The 17,418-nt window shown below is 47.6% G+C and carries 10 protein-coding genes; 2 read left to right on the top strand and 8 right to left on the bottom strand.

The features are described 5' to 3' along the window. Window positions 1-8 precede the first annotated feature (8 nt). The 6 genes from gnd to HRE53_RS26340 all read right to left on the bottom strand — a co-directional run bounded on the left by gnd (window position 9) and on the right by HRE53_RS26340 (window position 5,709). The gene (gene gnd, locus HRE53_RS26365) at window positions 9-980 is read right to left on the bottom strand and encodes a phosphogluconate dehydrogenase (NAD(+)-dependent, decarboxylating) (RefSeq protein ID WP_212666035.1); all 972 of its coding nucleotides are present in this window, start codon (window positions 978-980) and stop codon (window positions 9-11) included. A 195-nt stretch (window positions 981-1,175) separates the two neighbouring features. After that, window positions 1,176-1,352 (bottom strand): hypothetical protein, encoded by a 177-nt coding sequence (locus HRE53_RS26360; RefSeq protein ID WP_235108582.1) that lies wholly within the window; start codon window positions 1,350-1,352, stop codon window positions 1,176-1,178. A 798-nt stretch (window positions 1,353-2,150) separates the two neighbouring features. Further along, window positions 2,151-3,086 (bottom strand): AraC family transcriptional regulator, encoded by a 936-nt coding sequence (locus HRE53_RS26355; protein WP_212666034.1) that lies wholly within the window; start codon window positions 3,084-3,086, stop codon window positions 2,151-2,153. Window positions 3,087-3,252: 166 nt separating this feature from the next. Then, entirely contained in the window at window positions 3,253-4,089 is an 837-nt protein-coding gene (locus HRE53_RS26350) for an AraC family transcriptional regulator (RefSeq protein ID WP_235108581.1), read from the bottom strand. Window positions 4,090-4,314: 225 nt separating this feature from the next. Then, window positions 4,315-4,851 carry a thioredoxin domain-containing protein gene (locus HRE53_RS26345; RefSeq protein WP_212666032.1) on the bottom strand — a complete coding sequence of 179 codons (537 nt, stop codon included), beginning with the start codon at window positions 4,849-4,851 and terminating at the stop codon, window positions 4,315-4,317. A 231-nt stretch (window positions 4,852-5,082) separates the two neighbouring features. Further along, on the bottom strand, window positions 5,083-5,709 hold the full coding sequence (locus HRE53_RS26340; protein ID WP_235108580.1) for a response regulator transcription factor: 627 nt from the start codon (window positions 5,707-5,709) through the stop codon (window positions 5,083-5,085). 112 nt (window positions 5,710-5,821) lie between these two features. On the opposite strand from HRE53_RS26340, the gene HRE53_RS26335 reads away from it, so the two are divergent. Then, a complete protein-coding gene (locus HRE53_RS26335) occupies window positions 5,822-6,283 on the top strand; it encodes a tetratricopeptide repeat protein (RefSeq protein ID WP_235108579.1) in 462 nt (153 codons plus the stop codon). Here HRE53_RS26335 and HRE53_RS26330 read toward each other — a convergent pair. After that, window positions 6,273-15,188 (bottom strand): GAF domain-containing protein, encoded by an 8,916-nt coding sequence (locus HRE53_RS26330; RefSeq protein WP_235108578.1) that lies wholly within the window; start codon window positions 15,186-15,188, stop codon window positions 6,273-6,275. The genes HRE53_RS26335 and HRE53_RS26330 overlap by 11 nt on opposite strands. Window positions 15,189-15,443: 255 nt before the next feature. Here HRE53_RS26330 and HRE53_RS26325 point away from each other — a divergent pair, with 255 nt between their 5' ends. Next, on the top strand, window positions 15,444-15,644 hold the full coding sequence (locus HRE53_RS26325; RefSeq protein WP_235108577.1) for a hypothetical protein: 201 nt from the start codon (window positions 15,444-15,446) through the stop codon (window positions 15,642-15,644). A 198-nt stretch (window positions 15,645-15,842) separates the two neighbouring features. Here HRE53_RS26325 and HRE53_RS26320 read toward each other — a convergent pair whose 3' ends face one another. Next, a complete protein-coding gene (locus HRE53_RS26320; protein ID WP_235108576.1) occupies window positions 15,843-17,084 on the bottom strand; it encodes a calcium-binding protein in 1,242 nt (413 codons plus the stop codon). Window positions 17,085-17,418: the final 334 nt, after the last annotated feature.

The raw sequence follows: 17,418 nt of genomic DNA, 5'->3' as shown, positions 1-17,418 counted from the left end.
GGGCTTCCTTACTTTTCTACATGACCGCCAAACTTGTAGCGCATGGCCGACAATACTTTTTCGGCGAAGGTATGCTCTTGGCGAGAGCGAAACCGCGTATATAGAGCAGCGGATAGGACATCCGCCGGAACGGCAGATTCGATGGCAGCCATTAAGGTCCACCGTCCTTCACCGGAGTCTTGGACATGGCCAGAATAGCCAGACAAAGCTGGATCCTCAGCTAAAGCCATGGCGGTTAGATCGAGCAACCATGAACCCACCACGCTCCCCCGTCGCCAGACCTCGGCAATGTCAGCCGTGTTCAAGTTGTATCGATGGGCAGCAGGCAGTTCATCGGAGTTCGCACTGCGAAAAATATCAAAGCCCTCGGCATAGGCCTGCATCAGCGCATATTCAACGCCGTTATGTACCATCTTGACGAAATGTCCAGCCCCCACGGGGCCACAATGCAAATAACCTTCTTCGGCGGTAGCATTGAGCGAGTCTCGGCCGGGGGTAGTTTCGATGTCTCCTTTGCCTGGCGCAATGGTTTTCAAAATAGGGTCCAGATGGTCGACGGCCTCCTGGGGTCCCCCAATCATCAAGCAGTAGCCTCTGTCTAATCCCCAAACCCCTCCACTAGTCCCAACATCGACATAGTGAATACCTTGGTTTTGCAGGGTTTGGGCTCGTCTCACATCGTCTTTGTAGTAAGAGTTGCCGCCATCAATAATAATGTCGTCGCGGTCCAGTTTGTCTGCCAGCATCATGATCATCTGCTCAGTCACTTCTCCCGCAGGCACCATCACCCAGATGGTGCGGGGAGGGGTGAGCTTTTGGACTAAATCCTCTAACGAGACAGCTCCGATAGCCCCTTCAGCTTCGAGTTGGGTGACTTTATCTGGCGTACGGTTATAGACCACACAACTATGTCCATAACGCATCAGACGCCGAACAATATTGGCCCCCATTCGACCGAGACCGATCATTCCGATTTCCATCGTTTTCTCCTTAGCTGCGGATTAGAATTAAGCATTAAATGAGCTGTGGAAGCACAGTCTTGAGAAGCTCCTGAATCCCTCTTAGGACATTCGTAGGTACTGGTATTGAGCCCAGCAGAAAGCAACTCCCATCAGGGGAATGGTGAGCAAACTAAGGCAAGGCTCCTTGAAGGGCAATGATCAGGATGTTCAGCCTTAACTCAATGTCGCTGTCAAAAAGAACTTAAAGGAGGTGACGTTGGCGCTCTGCTCAGACTTGAAAGTTCCCTCGGACGTGAGCGATTCAGTGAGCACATCCCCATTACCTGGATCATTGAACAGCTGCAGTCTGGCCTCCTGAAAAATCGCTGAATTAGAGATATCCTCCTGCATTTCTTCATCACCTGCTCGCCCGTTCAGGTCTTCGCTTTCCTAAGAACAGCGACGAATATAGTCAAACCCCATGGACTGACGACAGCACTTTAGGGATTGCAGGACATTGAGTTATTTAAGAGCTGAAACAGCACTCATGATTGTCTCCTAACGGATGAATAAAAGAAGGCCGCCCTGTCATCTGAGAGATGAATGGATTGCTGCAGTTAATCAGCAAAGGGGGAATAATTCTGTTCTGAGACTAGTTCAAACTGTTGATGCACATATAGCGATCTGACGTGAGTTGTGAGAATTATATTCAACCTAAATGGATACTGGCAAAGATTTCAGCCTCTCTACATCTCACGATTGATTTCAGATTGCTATAGTCAGTGGCAAGACTGAAAACCTCTACATTAGACATAAGTAAATTAAATATCAAGGAATAAATAAACGTCACCCTATAATTTCTAACACTAGCGAAAACGTCACTCTATACTTAGCCATAAACAATAAATAAAGTGCTGTTTTTTTACTAATTGTATTGCTGTTGATCACCTCCATAAAATTCTCGATAGCTTTTAAGTTTTAGAAATTAACAGAAACATTAGGGGCCAGTATCCGGAGCTATCACCCACTGATGAGATGACACCCGAAGCACTTTTTATATTGGGCTTCACTAGCCAATGAATCGTCGTTCATCAGCTAGTGAAGTTGACCTCTGGGTGTGATGCCAATGACTTTAGAATACAAAGTTAACCGGATAAAGATCTTTTATATTCCTGCAGGTACTATTACGATCTTGCACTCATTCTCAACTCAACGATATTGGTCTCGAAAGGCTTTTGGGGTAACCCCGGTGAGCTGACGAAAATATTTGCTCAAGTGGCTCGGATTGGTAAAACCACACTGTTGAGCAATCATGGCGATGGGGATATTCGACTGCTTCAGCAACCGCTTAGCTTTTTCGATGCGCTGCTTAATGGCGTACTGGTGAGGGGCAATCCCCATAGATTTCTTAAACAGTCGTGAAAAGTAATAACGACTCATGCCTACTTCTTTGGCAAGATCCACTAATTTCAGATTTTGATCCAATTGATCGTTGATATATGCCAATGCCCGACTCAACAGCACTGGGGACAAGCCTTTGTCAGAGGGATCACTGATGCGGGGAACTTGAGCACAATACCGTTTCATCAAATGGATGGATAAGGCGGTGACTAGGGAGTCAACATACAGGTGATCCGCGAGGTCGAGAGTATTGAGTTCTTGCCGTAAAGCCGTGCCAATGTCATAGATCAAACGATCTTGAACAGCAATATTCGGCAGTAATTCAAAGCGATTTACAGTTGTTAAATCATAAGCAGCCGTCTCGAAAAATTGAGGTTCGAGGCTAAGGCTGAGAAACTTTACCCCCTGATGCCACTGACACTGCTGGCGGGTATGGGCTGGAATAATCATAATCTCCCCATTGCCATAGGGTCCCTGAAAGGATAGCTCACCTAACTGATACTCCACCTCAAATTCTTCATCCAAGGGCGAAAGGATTAATACATGCTGAGTGAACTCATGGGCTGGTGTGGTATGAGCCGGTTGATGGTGTTCTTTGAGAATGAGTCCATCCCACCCAGCTGCCTGACTGGAGAGTTGAGGGCGTTCAGGACAAATTTGGAGAATAGAGTCTGGATCGCCGCAGTTGACGGAGCAGATCGGTGAATCTTCATCAGGAGAGCAAAAATCCTCATTGGGGTTCATGGGAGATTGTTTCTACAAACAATCTTCCTATTGAGCAATAGTCCTTACAGTTTGTGCGTCAAGATAATGAGGTTAAGGGAGAACTTAAGGAATGACCTTAACCTCTTTCTAATTTCCCAGAAAAAAGGTTGAAGAATATCACCTAATTTCCTGCCCTAGTTCGTCATTAATGAGCATCTTGATACGCCTTGGGGGTTATACCCACATGCTGTCGAAAATAGAGTGTTAAATGACTTTGACTATTGAAGCCACAGTCATAGGCAATTTCCACAATCGGTAACTTCTTATCAATGAGCAGCAATCTGGCCTTCTCAATGCGTTGGCGAATAACGTATTGGTGGGGGGAGATACTCATCTGCTCCTTAAAAAGATGACAAAAACTGCTCTCACTCATTTGGGCAATATTTGCCAGGGTTGATAGTCGCAGATCTTGCCCGAGGGAATCATGAATATAGTCAAGGGTCTGTCGCAACCACCTCTGAGGTCGAGGAGAGTTACTGACAACAGATTGACAATCTGAGTGGGCTTTGAGGAGATACATTGCTAATACGTTGACCAAGGAATCAATGTAGAGATGATCAATAAATTCCTGGTTGTCAAAGGCGGAGCGCATGGTTAGGGCGAGGGAATGAATCAGTGAATCGGAAATGGCATATTGCCCTTCAAACTGAACGGAGCGACCCAGGGTCCATTCATAGGTGGTTTGGAGAACAAAGCTCGGATGCAAAAAAATTAAAATGTAGTCTGCAGGCATGTCCCAGGCAAGGGTGTGGGAATGGTGAGATGGAATAATACAGAGCTTATCGGCAGAGATTTGGCGATATTTTGATCCACCGTCTGTTGGCAGCCACTCGACCTGTGCGGCTGCGTCATTGAGCATTAAACATATTTCGAGTTCATCGTGACGATGTTCCTCATAACAAGTCGGGGGTTCGTTAGCGGCATAAAAGGAGAAGCCTTCCAGTTTATAAAACGGCTGCTCTAATTGCTCTTGAATGCTCATGTAAAGTCTCTGCTGAGTTTGAACGACTGAGAAGGCAATACTCTTGTACAAACCTGAGGCAGGAAAATGGGGAGTTAGACTTAATATGACTGTTTAAGACGTGTACTGAGTTGGTCTCCCAGGCAAAAGTTTCTAGCATTAGTGAAAGAAGTTATGAAGTCTAATCTTCAAATCAATTGAAAAAATCATAGAAATTCATTTTTTAAAATAATTCTGAGTCACCGTTTAAGAACTATCTTTAGATTGAGTCAGTGCAGCAATCTCTTTCACCTTAGAAAGGAGGGGTTCTAAGGATTGACTTTTTTGACAGCGAATACTAATCAAGACAGTAGGCGGGGTTTTGACTGCATTAGCAATCCCACTGTCCACATCAGCCTGCACTTGCGCAGTATGGGTATGGCTAGTGAGACCTTTAAGGAAGTGGGGAATATGAAGGCCAATCTCGACCGCATACTCAACCAGTTTGTCATCTTCTAAGCTTGCTGAATGCTGATATAAGAGGTCATGCATTTCCCAAAACTTCCCCTGAGCCGAGGCGGCCTCGGCAGCCTCAGCAGCCTTCCACGCAGGAGTATGGGGTGGGGTTTGGGGAAAGTGTCGATAGACTAAACAGAAGGGATGGGTGGATGTATTCAAAATATTGTTGACTGTTCTGTAGGCTTGGGATGACTGGGAACATTGATAATCTCCATAAATGATGAGAGTCACAACCTCATCGAGAGAACCTTGATAATGATCGCAAGGGCGTAAGGGCGGCGGCATAGATCGTTATTCCGTCCGTTTACAAGAGTGAATTGCCTTCACGAAATAGATTTTACGAAGAGGCAAGGTCATTCGTCGCTTGTCGTCAGACCTGACTTTTTATACCAAATCAGACCAGTAAAAGCGCTAGCCCAGTGTTCAGGAATAGAGCTATAGGGGAGTCATGAGAAATTCCCAACCTTCAGAGGGGGAGCATCCATAACTTTTGGCTAGGTTTACAGAAGAACAGCCCTAGTCGAGTCGGGCTAATCCCTTTTTTAAGGCTACAATCACCGCTTGAGTGCGATCTTTGACCCCCAATTTGGAAAGAATGTTGTTGATATGAAACTTGACGGTCCCTTCGGAAATCGTTAGGGCAGCGGCAATTTCTTGGTTGCTGTTCCCCTTGCTCAGGAGTTGCAAAACTTCGAGTTCCCGATCCGTGAGATCGCTATCGTCAATCCGGTCAGCTAGTTTGAGGGCGACTTCTGAAGGAATGTAGCGTTTGCCACCATGAACAGTGCGGATAGCATGGATCAGTTCTGTGGCTGTGGTGTCTTTGAGAATATAACCCCGTGCTCCGGCCTGAAGTCCCCGATAGATGTCTTCGTCCGTATCGTAGGTTGTGAGAATGATGATCTGGGCTTTGGAGGTTTGGGCTCGAATGCGGGCAATCGCTTCTACCCCTTCGAGATGGGGCATCCGCAGATCCATAAGGGTGATATCAGGCTGATGCTTCTGGTATTGGTCAATGGCTTCTAAACCGTTTTCGGCTTCGGCAATCACATCCATATCCTCGGCCTGACTGAGGATAGCAATAATGCCATGGCGGACAACAGGGTGATCTTCAACGACAAGGAGACGGATGAGTGGAGACATATTTGCTTATTTGAGGTTGGCTCAGGCTATTTTCAGGTTGCTGCTCCATGATTAACCATACAACTCCGCTACAATGCCGAGTTGATTTTGAGAGATATTGGCGAATCGGAAAATGTTGAAATCAAACAAACTATTCGGTTTAGGGATGGTGCTGCTGCTGACTTTAGGTCCCAAGACCGCTATCGCATTGGAGGACAATCTTGTCGGTTTAATTCGTCAAGAGCAGGCTCATCTACAACAGCGAAATTATCAAGCTGCGATCGCAACCTTCACCCAGACCATTCTTTTGGATCCAGACAGGGCTGCTCCCTACTACCATCGGGGAAAAGTGCGGTTTGAGCTGGAGGATGACTTCGGGGCGCTAGAAGATTTTGATGATGCGGTGCAGCGAGACTCCCGATTCGCAGAAGCCTATCTGTATCGGGGAAGTGTCAGGCTCTCTTTGGGAGATCAAACGAATGGGTTGGTCGATCTGAGACAGGCCGCAGGGCTGTTCGCCAAACAGGGCAATCAGCAAGAATATCAACGAACTGTGCGGTTAATTCGACATTTCAATCCAAACTTTACCCCTTAAGCTGGGTGGGCAGAGTCACTTCAATAGAGGTTCCTTTACCCGGCTGGCTCATAATCTGGACTTGGCCTTTGTAACGGGCCGTTCGTTCATGAATGCCCACTAGTCCAAATCCCGTTATATCAGCCGCATCTTGGGGTTCAAAGCCCACGCCATCATCGACGATACCAAGACTAACCTGTTGGTCTGTAAAGGTCAGAGTAACAATGAGGGTTTGGGCATGGGCATGGCGGAGGGCGTTGGTAATGGCCTCTTGACCAATGCGAAGGAGATTGAGCTGTAGTCCCTCCTCAAGAAGAGTAGGAGTCCCTTGAAGTTGGAATTCAGTCTGTAGGGACGTATTGAGGGTCATCTGGGTGAGACTTTTCTGGAGAGCCCTGACTAGGGATTCAGTCTCAAGGGCTTGGGAGCGTAGGGCGTGAACGGAACGACGAGCTTCAGATAGGCCCTGACGGGTTAGGTCGCGAGCCTGGTCTAGGTAGCTCTTTGCGGTTTCGGGCTGTTGGACCAAGATATTTTTGGCGGCTTCGAGCTGGAGAGAGATGCCCGTGAAGGCCTGGGCTAGGGTATCGTGAATTTCGCGGGCGAGGCGATTACGCTCATCGGTGAGGGCATTGGTCCGAGCCTGTTCAGCAAGGCGGGTGAGGTGAATGGCGAGGGTGGCTTGGTTGGTGAGGGCTTGGACAAATTCAAGCTGTTCAGTACTGAGGATGGTGCGATCGCAAAAGGCAAATCCAATAAATCCTATGGGTTGGTTGCCAATTTTCATGCAGGCACAGGTGGCGGATTGATGCCCTCGGGCATCGTGCCACTTCTGGGTTGTCGGCCAGAGAAATTCTGCTGCTTCAGGATTTTGATCGTCTAAAGTAAAGGGCTTGCCGGATTTGATAAGAATTTGCCAAGCCGCTGTGATATCAGCAGGAATATCTGTGTAGAAGAGTTCAGGGTCACCAGGGGCATTTCCTAAGTAAACGGTATCGCTTTGGACTGCAAGTTGCGATCGCAACGTATGAGTCTCGGCATCATACAAAAATAGGTGGGTATCATCTGCCCCAATTTGCTCAATAATTTGGGTCAAAATTTGACCTAGAAATTCGTTGAGTTCTGGAGTTGTTGTCAGTGCATCTAGCGTTTTTGAAATAGCCTCATTGGTCTTAGCTAACTCAACCGCTCGTTCTCGAGCAGCATGTTCTTGTTCCTGTGCAATAGCAGCTTGTTTGGCTTTTTCCGCCAGACGAGTCAGGTGAATGGAGAGGGTCGCTTGGTTGGTCAGGGATTGAATAAACTCTAGTTGTTCGTTGCTGAGGACGGCAACGTGGCGGAAGGCAAAACCGATAAAACCAATGGGTTTTCCTCCCACCTTCATGCAGGCGCAGGTAGAGGAAATATGTCCTTCCGCCTGATGCCAGGGAATAGATTCCGGCCAATAGGCTTCTGCAGCTTCAGGGTGGCGCTCATCTAGCGTAAAGGGTTTAGGAGAGTTGACTATCATCTCCCAAGCGTTGGAAATCTTGGACGGAACAGGACGGCGAAACATGTCTGGATCGGTTGGAGCCGCGCCTTGATAAACCTGCCCATCCTGAACAGCCATATATTGATTCAATGTATCTGACTCTTCGTCATACAAAAATAGATGAGCTTTGCAGGCCTCAACTTGATTGATCATTTGAGTTAAGATTTGCCCTAAAAATTCACCTAGCTCAGGTGTTTCGGTGAGAGCGACAAGGGCTCGACCAATCGCCTCATTTGTCTTTGCCAGCTCTGCTGCCCGCTCTCTTGCTGCTTTTTCTTTTTCCGCAAGAATAGCTTGTTCTGATCTGCGCAATGCTTCATCTTGAGACTGCCGTGCAATTGCCGCTGCAATACTTTCTGCCGCTACCCGCAAAATCGCAATATCTGCCTCATCATAAAGCCGAGATTCACCATAGTTATCAAAGTTAAAAAAGCCCCAAAGTTTTTGTTCTACAGCAATGGGGACAAAGCACTGTGCTAAAAGGCCAAGGGTTGATAAGGAACTTCGATCAGGTTCAGGTAAATCAGCGATGCAGGTATTAACAACTTGCCCCATTCTTAAGGCCTCGTAAATAAAAGGGGTATGTTCCCAGTAAAAAATTTTGTCTGTGTAAGTGCAATGGTGGTCCCAATGGTATGCTCTAGCAGGATGTCTCCATTCCCATGCTAATTTGATGCTGGCAACTGATTGATGAGAGTTTGGGTCCATTACATCCTGGCCGATACCACAGCGATCGCACTCCACCGCCTCACCCAACAGCCGCACCACCTCCGGCAACACTGTTGTATAGTCTGCTGAACGCAATAATAAATTCGCCGCTTCTGCAACCGCACCTAAAAGCCTTGCCCGTTCCTGAGCTGCCTGATCACGTCGGGCCATCTCTTGATAAATGGCTCTGCCAATACAGTTTGCAGCTGTTTGAAACACTGCAAGTTCTGATTGGCTGATCCGTTTAGCCTCCCGGCAGTGATTTATACCGACCAACCCCCATGCCTTGCCGTTCACAAACACTGGAACAGAGTACATAGATTTAACACCCAGAGACTGTTGGTAACTGCGCATCGGCTCTGTTAATTCATCAACGATGCCACCAATCCATTGCCTATCGCCTATCTGCTCCAGGGTCTCCTTAAATCTCTCAACCGGAACTTTTGCAATTTGAGGGATATTAATGTGGTGTTCCAGCCCCTCTGAGCACCACTCATGGGTTAAGCAAGCAAAGCCAAGTTCGTCAGCAGAGCCGTTTGGTTTTGCCATCCCCTGCATAACAAAAACGCGATCGCATTCCAAATTCTCGCCGATGGTCTGCAAAGCCACGTTGACACTCGCAGATACATCAGTGCCAGACAGTAGCACATTGGCAGCAGTGGTCGTCGTTTCTAACCAGCGTTCACGGGTTTGGAGCACTCGGTTCGCGGCTTCTAACTCATCCGCACGGGCTGCCCGTTCTTGCTCAATCAAAGCAGTACGTTCTGCCGCTTCGCGAGCTTGGCGGGTGCGGTCTCGCTCCAAGGCACCCCCCACTGCAGATGCGGCAGTTTCCAGGACTGCAATTTCGGCATCACTCCAGACCCGCTCTTCAATACAATCATCTAGTCCCAATAATCCCCACCATTTACCTCCAACCGTAATGGGAACCCCCACAAGAGAAAGAGCTTGCCCCGGTTGCCGCTCTGCTGGGCCGATACCGTCCAATTCACTGGCAAGAAATTGAGTCGCCCGTCCTGCTTTGAGAAGAGCGGTTAGATGATCAGGGAAGTGCTCGATGGGGACTGGGAAACGAGCCCCAACCTCCATCTTGGGAGGAATATGAGGTGCATCCCACTCCAGCATGAGGTTGAACAGCAGCTCGCCAGTTTGCTCGTCCTGTGAATTTCGTAAAATATAGGCCCGACACTGGGCAGTTCCCTCGCCCAATATTTTCAGCATTGTGGGCAGAGCCGCATCAAGGTCTTCATTAGCAACCAAGGACTGGGCGGCAGCATTAACGCTATTGAGTAGGCAATCACGCTGTTGAAGCTGTCGATTATAGATCTCTAGGGTTGCAGCCCGTCTCTGAGCCGCCTGTTCCCGTTCTTGCTGCAGGAGAGTATCGCGTTCAGCCTGTTCGCGTTCGCGTCTCATCTGCTCTCGGTGAATGGCACTGCCAATACAGGTGGCGGCGGTTTTGAACACGGCCAATTCTGCAGGGGTAAGCTGTCGTAGTTCACGGCAGTAGTCCATAAACACTGCCCCCCAAAATTCCGCCTCGATGAAAATAGGTACAGCATAGGTTGCCAAGGTACCCAGGCTCCGCATTTTGCTGCGGAAAGGTTCAGATTGCTGTTCAACAGCCCCCCCAACGGGATGGCCGACCATTAAACGACGAGTCCAGTCGGCAAAGTCACTGGCAGGCATCTGATTCAGTTCCAAATTGCTGATTTGGCAAGTGGTGCCCGCAGCATCCCATTCATATAGGACTTGAAAATAACCTAGCTCTGTATCGTCAGGAAAATAACGCATGACGCCTAAACGATCGCTATCTAGATTAGAACCAATCGTCTGCAGAGCAATGTTAACGCTGACCCTAATATCAGCCGTGGAAAGGAGCTGGTTCGCAGCAATAGCAGTCGTCTCTAGCCAACGATCACGAGTCGTAAGCACTTGGTTTGCAGCTTCCAGTTCGGCGGTACGGGCAGCACGCTCGCCTTCAATTAAGGCTGTGCGTTCAGCAGTCTCACGGGCTTTGCGAATCTGGTCGCGCTGAATAGCACTGGCAAAGCAACTTGCAATAGTTTGAAAGACAGCAATCTCTGTTTGTGTTAGAAGTTTCTTCTCGCGACAGTGGTCAATTCCCACCAGTCCCCAAAACTGACCATCAATAAAGATAGGAACTGAGTAGGTAGACTGGACACCAATCTCTTTTTGGCTACTGCAAAAAGGCTCAGGAAAATCTTCAATATCGCCACCGTACCATTGTCCATTTAGTAAGTCTTTGAAGTGCTGTTCACCGATGAGATGGCAAGGAATAGCTGACAGTTCCTCATTCTCACTTTGAACAGGCTGACTCGGATGAATCCACTCTTCAATAATTCCTAAAACCTGCTGACCGTCGCGTTCGAAGGCATACATAATGCCAACACGATCAACCCCAATACTTTCACCAATTTCTTGTAACGCTGGTTTAACGGCACTTTTTAGATCATTTTCTGATAGCAGTTTTTCTGTTGCTGCAGCCGTGGCAGTGAGCCAGCGATCTCGTTGAGAGAGGATTTCATTATTCTTTTTTAACTCTACTGCCCGAGCTTTGGTAGCTGCTTCTCGTTCTTTGCGGTTGCGATCGCGATCAATGGCATTGCCAATACAATCTGCCACGGTTTGCAAGGCTGCTAGCTCTGCCAAACTTCGTTGCCGCTGCTGGCGACAGTCGCCAAATACCACTGTGCCCCAATACTGATCATGCAAGAGGATGGGAACTGCATGCAAGGTTTGGACACCTACCGTTGCCATATTGCTGCGAAAGGGTTCAAGCATCTGAGCCGTTGTTAAGCTAAAGCCTTCACCCCGCTGATGCATTTCATAAAGCAGCTCAGCCCCGGCATAGCTCCCCTGCATGGGCTCTGGATAAAAGATTTGGGCGACAGGGGTAATCCCAGGGGCATGCCATTCATGAATTAGTCGCCAATGCCCTGGTTCAGCCTCGGTGATATACGCAAGATGTTGAGCAAGTCCCACCCGATCGGTGCCCACTGCTTCCCCAATAATTTGCAAGGCTCGATTAAAAGCCCCTTCAAAGTCGTCATCGGTTAGTAAAACATTCGCGGCTGCTGCTGTTGCTTCCAATATGCGATCGCGGCTTGCCAATTCCAGATTATGCGCCTCCAACTCAGCCCCACGAGCCTGAGCAGCAGCCTCTCTTTCCTTGCGAGTATGATCACGCTCAATCGCATTGCCAATACAATTCGCTAATGTTTTCAATGCTTCAAGTTCAGCTTCGCTGCGTCGCGTCAGATGACGGCAATCGTCTAACGCAATAATGCCCCAATAATCACCCTCCACCATAATCGGTATAGAGTAAGTCGATTGGACTCCTAGCTCTTTCTGACCTGTACGAAACGGATCTGGCAGCTCATCAACAATTCCTCCAAAAATTTTGCCTCGGCTTAATGCTTCATAGATCAACTCCAGCCCTTCATTGCTAATTTTTACCAATTCAGGATGTTCTGTCTGCAGGTTTGTTCCTTCAGCCACCCATTCATATAAGAACTGGATGTAGTTTGGTTCTTGAGCCAAAACGGCATCCACATGCTTTCCGAGCAAAACTCGATCCAGTTCTAAACCGTTGCCTACTATTGCCAAAGCAGTATGGACAGCAGTATTAAAATCTTCGTCCGTCAGCATGACATTGGCGGCAGTAGCCGTGGTTTCCAAGATGCGATCGCGTTCAGCTAACTCAGTCAGTCGGGCTGCAGCAGCAACTTCTTTTTCCTTGCGCTCGTGCTCACGATCAATGGCATTGCCAATACAATTTGCCAGCGTGATGAGAGCCTCAAGTTCCGCCTCACTCCGCCGTGTGAGACGATGGCAATCGTCTAAACCAATCATGCCCCAATACCTACCATCAGCCCGAATGGGAACTGCGTAGGTGGACTTTACGCCTAGTTCAAGTTGGCTGCTACGAAAGGGCTCAGGGAACTCTTCTACAATGCCACCAAAAACTTCACCTCTATGCAGCGCCTCTAACTGAGGCTCCATACCTGTATCGCTGATTCTAGAAAACTCAGGATGCTCCGCTTGTAGTATGGTTTTGGCCGATGTCCATTCATAGTTGCTTAGGTCATGGCAGCCAACTTCTTGTGGTGAAGTTGCTTCGAAATACTGTCCTAGGTTAATGCGATCGACCTCTAAACCTTCCCCTACGATTTGAAGCGCGGCTTTAACAGCTTGGTCGAAATCTTCGTCGGTCAGCATGACATTTGCAGCGGCGGCCGTGGCTTCCAAGATGCGATCGCGTTCAGCTAACTCAGCCACCCGGGCTTGGGCAGCAGCCTCACGTTCTTTGCGGGCACGATCTCGTGCGATAGCGCCGCCTACACAATTCGCTGCAGTTTTGATTACGGTTAGCTCGACTGACGATAACAACCTCTTTTCATGGCAATTATCAATCCCAAACACTCCCCAAAACACACCTTCGACAAAAATGGGAACATTATGAATGGACTTTACATCCACTGACTCCATCAGGGACCGGAATGGTTCAGGCAATTCATCAATCACCTGGCCAAATGCTTCTCCCCTTAAACTGGCTTGGCACCAACTCCTAAGCCCCATGGCATCCCAGTGAAAATCGAGCATATCCTCATGGTCTTGAAGCTGTGAGGTGACTCCAAAACCATCCCATTCATAGAGAAAGTGCATATAACCTGAAGTGTTTCCTGTGGGATCATTAATCTGTTGCCCCACCGCAATCCGATCTAAACCGATACTCTCACCTAAAAGTTTCAGTGCGGTATTAACAGATGCATCAAAATCCTCTCCATTTAACAGAACACTCGAAGCTGTAGTCGTTGCTTGAAGGATACGATCTCGACCTTCAAGAACCCGATTATGTGCTTCTAGCTCCCTTGCCCGTTCCTGAGTTGCCCGATCTCGCTCATCTAGCACTGCCACCTGTTGGTTTTCTTCGGCTAGCCGAGTAAGCTGCACCGCTAAAGCAACTTGATTCGTAAGGGCATAGCCCAGTTTTATAGTCTCCTCAGGCAGTGGTTGCGCGTTTGGCAAGAAAATGGCGATCGCCCCAAAAGATTGACCTCCCAACACAATTGGGAAGTTAATCGCCTGACCAGACAACTCCACACCGAACTTTTGACACCAATGATAAATGTTGTCGTAAAAAGGCGCTATAAAAGGATTCGCGGGTGAAATCTCAATTTCAATAAATTGAGTACGCTGAGATAACTCATCCACCATGATTAACTCTGGTGGCACAGCCAGCCCATCCACCCCATGATGTCCGGCAAGCTGTTCGCCTACCAAAACTTCACCCTGGATAACAACTTGCTCCAAGTAGGTAATCTGCTCATCAGCGGTACGCCAATATTCGAGGAAAGGAGAGTCAAACTGCTGGGCAATCGCCTGCAAAACATACCCTAAAAACCGCGATAATTCAGGCTCGGTGACTAGCATATCTAGTGTCTCTTTCTGGACACGGTTGATTTTTGCTAGCTCATTTCCACGAGCCTGAGCAGCCTTTGCTCGCTCTATCAGAACTTCCCTCTCCGCAGCCTTACAAGCTTCTTGGCTATGATCACGCTCAATAGCACTACCAATACAAGCTGCTGCAGTTTCTAAGACTAGAACTTCAGCATCAGACCATATTCTTTCAGTTTTACAGTCATCAAAACCCAGCATTCCCCACAGTTGACCTTCGACTTTAAAGGGAACACCGACTAGTGAAAGTGCTTGAGCATCTTTATTTAAATCAAACGCCATCCCGTCCAAATCCCTTACGAGATAACGAAAAGCCTGTCCATTCAACACAGGCTCAGTTATCTGGGTTGGAAAGGCACTCATAGGAATGGGCAAATGCATCCCATACTCACTAGCAGAAGGAATTCCCAATGCATTCCACTCAAATGGCATATCCCAAAGAATTTCACCCGTTTTAGAATCAGGTAGATTCTTAAACACATAAACTCGATCTTGCTTTGTTCCCTCCCCCAAAATCTTTAGTGCCTGTGGGATAGACTGCTCCAGCTCATCCGTTGCGACCAAACATTGTGCTGCTATATTCACACTCTTGAGCAAAGCATCTCGCCGCTCTAGTTCTGCTAGGTTATTCTGCCGCTCTAATGCCCCTGCAAAGCTCGCTGCTGCCGTCTCCAGCACCGCAGTCTCCACCTCACTCCACACCCGTTCGGTGGTGCAGTCATCAAAGCCAAAGTTTCCCCAATAGTCACCCTCTACAAAAATTGGAACAGTGAGTACTGACAGTGCTTGTTCCTGTATCTGTTTGTCCTGTCCTACCTCTGACATTTCCCGTGCGAGCTTTTGTACAGGTTGGCCTGCCTTCAATTCAGACAGCCAATCGCTGTACCCATCAATTTCGTCGTAAAACAGCGGAAATTGATTCAGGAGCTCACTCGCTTTACCCCCCCCTGTTACTGTCCATTCATAAGGACAAGACGCAAATTCTCTGTGGGTCCCCAGCTCTGAGTGGTTTCGATAGATAAAGATGCGATCTATTTCAGTCGCGATTGCGATCGCTTCCAGGGCTCCATTAACTGCCGTATCAAAATCTGCGATCGCTAATAGTTGCCTTGTGGCTTCGGCGACCCCTGCTAGCAGCCGCTCCTGCTTCGATAAATCAGATCTGAGCAAACTCTGATGCCCGTCTGAACAAACTTCAGTAGTCATATCAACTGACCTCTTCTGACTGGCATCCTCAAATGCTACTGTAGACTCCCCCAAATGCTCCTAGCCCACAGATAAAGTAAAGAATCTCCAGCCCACTTTCAAAAATGAGTACTCGGTTGTCCCAAGGATAATTTTCAGCTTTCTCATCAAAAATCTGGAAAGCGTTCAGAATTATTGCTGAAGACCTCAATCATGCATCAGGGTTGTCTCAGAAAGGAGCCTTATTTTAGAGATGTTGCCTGCTCCAAAGGAACCATGCCAGACATTAAACAGACTCTTATTCCTCTTTCCTGCCTTGCCGCTCTGGGTTTCTCCCTCAGTTCCTTTATTCTTAATGCTGATTTTCTAGAGCCCCCCTCCCAATATCAAGGATCAGTTTCTGTTGCCCATTCTGCGACTAAAACATTTGCAGTTCAGGACAATACCAGCAATGCTCCGATTTCTATGGCACCTTAATCACTGAAGCCTCAAGCCAATTAGCATCACTGACAACAAAGCTGGGGGATGGATCAGAATGGCAATGCTATTGCTGTGATACGTTTTCTGGGTAAATCCTACATCCCTTCTAGAAAAAGCCCCAAGCCCAATACCTCATATCAATAGTAGGCATGGGCTCAGGTTTTCTCAGGAATTTAAGATAGCCAGATAGATACCTTAAGAAATGACAGCAGAGTTACCCCGAACCAGCACATCCAGGTTTAACCCAGCATCCAATGTGGCGACTTCAGCGCCATCCACAGACACAAAACCGGTTGCGCTATCGTAGCTGGCATCTGTACTACCGACAATGACCAGGGCATCGCTACCCGATTCAAAATCAAGCACCACGTCGAGATCACCGATGCCAAATTGGTCAGCAAAAAACTCAAAAATATCAGCCCCTGTCCCCCCAATCAACACATCAGACCCTTCGTTACCAACAACCACATCATCGCCCTCACCGCCCCGGACAATATCGTCACCAATGCCCCCAAACAAGAAATCAGTTCCTTCAGCTCCCATGATGTTGTCATCGCCACCATTGGCCATAAAGATATCGACTTCATCGCCACCCGCAGCAACATCGTTACTATCTCCAAACACGAAAATATTAGTAGTGTCCTCTTGACCCACCGCAAAAACGCCACCCCCATCTTGAGGGGCATCAAAGAATTGTGCCCCTTCAAAATTACTGATAAATAGGGGAACGGTGCTCCCAGGTGCCAGACTAGGCGATGCATCCACAATGGATAGCACCTCATATTCCCCTTCACTATCCAATGCGTCTGCCCTTGGCTGCTCGTCTGTCTCTTCGGGAACTGTAGCAGCACCAAAGCCAGAAACATCTGCACCCGCATCAAAGACGACGGAAGAATTAGCCCGCGTCAACACCTCTAGTTCTAACCCTGCATCTAGTACAGCTGCTGTCGTTCCATCCACTGTTAGAAAACCAGTCGAGTTATCGTAGTTAACATCTGTACTACCAACAATCACCACAGCGTCTTCGCCCGACTCAAAATCCAAGATGATATCTAGATCACCAGGCAGGATCTGATCTGCAAAATACTCATAGATATCGCTTCCACTGCCGCTGATTAAGATATCAGAGCCTTCATTACCAACAACCACATCATCTCCTTCTCCGCCCCGGACAATATCATCGCCAAATCCTCCAAATAAGAAATCAGTCCCTTCAGCTCCCATGATGTTATCGTCGCCGCCATTGGCCATAAAAATATCAACTTCATCACCGCCTACAGCAACATCATTAGTGTCATCAAACACAAAAAGATTGGTAGTATCTTCCTGCCCAACAGCAAAAGTTCCACCGCCATCTTGTGGACTACCAAAAAACTCAGCCCCTTCAAATTCACTAATAAATAAAGGGTCGGTACTACCAGGTAATAATAAGGACATTTTTAGATCTCCATAGTGACTCAATTGAGTCAGGTTCAAGACCCAGACTATTTTCAAAAGATAAGTAGAAGCTGAGGAATAAATTAGTTAACCATGTTTAAAAGTGAGAACTAAAAACAATATTCCAGGAAGAACTAAAACACCATAAAACAGCTTTTAATTAGTTAAATATGTTGCAAGAAATTGGCATAAAAATTTTCTCAAAAGTGATGCCAATTCTTTCTGAAATATAATTCATCAAAAAATAATCTTTTTTAAGTCTAGTACTTCACCACAGTGATTACGAAGAGTTGACTGACAGAGAAGTACCTAAGGATCAAAGATTTTATCTTCA

Origin of the sequence: Acaryochloris sp. 'Moss Beach' (genome assembly GCF_021497025.1) — a bacterium.
Classification (GTDB): Bacteria; Cyanobacteriota; Cyanobacteriia; order Thermosynechococcales; family Thermosynechococcaceae; genus Acaryochloris; species Acaryochloris marina_A.
Note: the sequence above shows the minus strand (reverse complement) of the source record. Positions and strands in the feature narration are given on the sequence as shown.

Coding starts and splice junctions, on each gene's coding strand:
- gnd (WP_212666035.1), bottom strand. CDS start 980: ATGGAAATCGGAATGATCGGTCTCGGTCGAATGGGGGCCAATATTGTT.
- HRE53_RS26360 (WP_235108582.1), bottom strand. CDS start 1,352: ATGCAGGAGGATATCTCTAATTCAGCGATTTTTCAGGAGGCCAGACTG.
- HRE53_RS26355 (WP_212666034.1), bottom strand. CDS start 3,086: ATGAACCCCAATGAGGATTTTTGCTCTCCTGATGAAGATTCACCGATC.
- HRE53_RS26350 (WP_235108581.1), bottom strand. CDS start 4,089: ATGAGCATTCAAGAGCAATTAGAGCAGCCGTTTTATAAACTGGAAGGC.
- HRE53_RS26345 (WP_212666032.1), bottom strand. CDS start 4,851: ATGCCGCCGCCCTTACGCCCTTGCGATCATTATCAAGGTTCTCTCGAT.
- HRE53_RS26340 (WP_235108580.1), bottom strand. CDS start 5,709: ATGTCTCCACTCATCCGTCTCCTTGTCGTTGAAGATCACCCTGTTGTC.
- HRE53_RS26335 (WP_235108579.1), top strand. CDS start 5,822: ATGTTGAAATCAAACAAACTATTCGGTTTAGGGATGGTGCTGCTGCTG.
- HRE53_RS26330 (WP_235108578.1), bottom strand. CDS start 15,188: ATGACTACTGAAGTTTGTTCAGACGGGCATCAGAGTTTGCTCAGATCT.
- HRE53_RS26325 (WP_235108577.1), top strand. CDS start 15,444: ATGCCAGACATTAAACAGACTCTTATTCCTCTTTCCTGCCTTGCCGCT.
- HRE53_RS26320 (WP_235108576.1), bottom strand. CDS start 17,084: ATGTCCTTATTATTACCTGGTAGTACCGACCCTTTATTTATTAGTGAA.